Source organism: Tepidicella baoligensis (genome assembly GCF_013432195.1).
In the GTDB taxonomy this organism is placed as follows: domain Bacteria; phylum Pseudomonadota; class Gammaproteobacteria; order Burkholderiales; family Burkholderiaceae_C; genus Tepidicella; species Tepidicella baoligensis.
This window is the reverse complement of sequence record NZ_JACCDB010000031.1, coordinates 1-1834: the sequence shown is the minus strand read 5'-3', so window position 1 is coordinate 1834 and position 1834 is coordinate 1. Positions and strand designations below refer to the sequence as shown.

The following is a 1834-nucleotide window of genomic DNA, read 5'->3' as shown; positions in this document are numbered from 1 at the left end:
AGCTACCCTGCCAAGGCCCGAACTGGCGACGGTTCGGGCCTTGTGCTTTGCGTACCCAAACAATCGCCGCAGAATACTGTGCATTTGTACAGTATTCATGTCAGCCACTTCCAAGCCCAAGCTCTACAACCCACGCCACCCCGAACGCACGCTGCTCTACCAAACGGTAGCCGAGCACTACGAGACCTGGCTAGAGTTGGCCAGCGCGGGTCAGTTCGACGGCCAGGGCGACCACCACACCCCCAAGCCCTTCGTGCGCAAAGCGTTTGCCAAGTATCTTGAGTGCGGCATCTTTGCCCATGGCTTTGCCCGCGCTCGCTGCGGCGACTGTGGGCACGACTACTTTGTAGCCTTCTCCTGCAAAGGCCGGGGAGTCTGCCCCTCGTGCACCACCCGGCGCATGGTGGAGACAGCAGCGCACCTGAACGATCACGTATTCCCCCGCCTGCCGGTGCGCCAGTGGGTGCTGTCGGTTCCCAAGCGGCTTCGTTACTTCATGCAGCGCGACGGAGCGGTGCTGAGCATGGTGCTGCGCATCTTTCTGCGGGTGATCGCACAAACTCTGCAGACCCACAGCCCCGGTGCGGCCCATATGGACAAGGCAGGCCTGCACATCGGTGCCATCGCCTTCATTCACCGATTCGGCTCCAGCCTCAATGAACACGTCCACTTCCACGTTTGTGTGGTGGACGGGGTGTTTGAGGAAGTGGAGGGCGAGGGCGATGCTGATGCGACCCCTCGAATCTCATCGCCGGGTGTCATCTTTCACGCGGCCACCGGCATCGATGCGGCTACCGTGGCCCCAGTGCAGACCACACTGCAAAAACGCATCCTGCGCGCCTTCGTTGCTCGGGGCCTGCTGGAGAACTGTGACGCCAAAGACATGCTGGGCTACAAACACAGCGGCTTCTCGGTGGATGCGGGGGTGTGCATCGAAGCCCACGACCGCGCTGCGCTGGAGCGGCTGCTGCGCTATTGCGCGCGTCCACCGTTTTCCATGGAGCGCCTACGCAAAGAGGGAAGCAAACTGGTGTACCGCTGTGCCAAACAGCGCAGCGAGCCCACCAGTGACAAGCGTGGTGCCAAGGCAGATGAGCTGCACCTCACACCGCTGGAACTGATCGACCGCATCGCCGCGCTGGTGCCACCGCCACGCACCCACCGGCACCGCTACTTTGGTGTGCTGGCACCAAACTCGCCGCTGAGAGCGGCGGTAACGGCGCTGGCTCAGCCTGCTGCGTCGCAACCAGCCACGGTGGAGACTGCACAACCTGGCGCGGGCGTACCTGGGGTGGCGGCGCCGGGCAACGCGGCCACACCCACACCCGAACCTGAAGCACGCCCGAAGCGAGCGGCGCATTACTTGTGGGCGGTGCTGATTGCCCGCATCTACGAGGCATTTCCGCTGCTGTGCCCCATGTGCGGTGGGCAGATGCGCATCATTGCCTTCATCACCCACAGCGCCGAAATCCGCCACATCCTGAACCACATCGGGGTGGAGTCTGCCCCCCCGCACATCACCCCGGCACGCGGGCCACCGCTGTGGGAGGGCTGCGACGCGCCGGTGGATGATGGTGCGCAAGGCGAGCCGGATTGGGATCTGGCAGCTCAACCCGACGAGGTAGACCAGCGCGTCAATTGGTGACCCAGTGAAGCGGCGGTATCCATCGCTGCGGGGAAGCAGCTGCGCGCGCGCCAGGCCCAAATGCATACTGCCTCCCAAGCTCTTGCCATTGAGCGGCAAGCGAGCGCTCAACCTTCCTTGGCCGAACGTGTTTCGAGGCCCAAAACGCGTGCCATACTTGGCCTCATGCGGTTGAATTTCCTATCCGTG

The 1834-nt window shown here is 63.4% G+C and carries 1 protein-coding gene; it reads left to right on the top strand.

Annotated elements, in window-relative coordinates; genetic code table 11:
* The first annotated feature begins 97 nt into the window (after positions 1–97).
* On the top strand, positions 98–1645 hold the full coding sequence (locus HZS63_RS13735; RefSeq protein WP_008328818.1) for an IS91-like element ISCR8/ISPps1 family transposase: 1548 nt from the start codon (positions 98–100) through the stop codon (positions 1643–1645).
* The last annotated feature ends 189 nt before the right edge of the window (positions 1646–1834 follow it).

Bases quoted from the DNA above. Each gene is read 5' to 3' on its own strand.
- HZS63_RS13735 (WP_008328818.1), top strand. From the start codon at position 98: ATGTCAGCCACTTCCAAGCCCAAGCTCTACAACCCACGCCACCCCGAA.